Origin of the sequence: Parazoarcus communis SWub3 = DSM 12120, assembly GCF_003226565.1 — a bacterium.
Lineage (GTDB): Bacteria > Pseudomonadota > Gammaproteobacteria > Burkholderiales > Rhodocyclaceae > Parazoarcus > Parazoarcus communis.
On the sequence record NZ_QKOE01000111.1, the window covers coordinates 1 to 532 of the forward strand.

Sequence of the window (532 nt, forward strand, 5' to 3'; positions counted from 1 at the left end):
CGTAATACCACCGGGTGGTCTGCCCCTTGCCATCGGTCAGCGCTTGCAGACGTCCGCCGCGGCTGTATCCATAACTCAGATACCGCCCGAGCGGGTCCTGCTGCTCGATGAGCCGGCGATTGGCATCGTATGTGTAGTGTGTGCTGCGACCGAGACGGTCAGTAACCTTGGCAAGGTCGAGCCTGTCCCAGGTCTGCAGGCGGTGGGTGCCGTCGGGCCAGGTCGTACGTACCAACCGGTCAAGCGCATCGTATTCGTACTCCAGGGTATGCCCCTCACTGTCGGTGCGACGGGCAACGCGCCCCGCTGTGTCATAGGCAAGCGCCAACTCGACATGCCCCTGGGCATTGATCACTTGCACGAGATTGCCCGACGCGTCGTAGTGATAGGTCGTGGTCTGTCCGAGTGGATCGGTCACGGAGCGCAGTTGGCCAGCTGCGTTCCAGCTATAGGTGGTCGTCTGGCCGGCCGCATCGGTAAAGGTCAGTGGCCGGTGGGCGGTGTTCCAGGTGTAGCTCGCCAGCATGGCATA

General features: G+C 62.6%; 1 pseudogene. It reads right to left on the reverse strand.

The features are described from left to right. Positions 1–532: pseudogene (locus tag DNK49_RS23285) on the reverse strand (hypothetical protein); the annotation flags it as partial.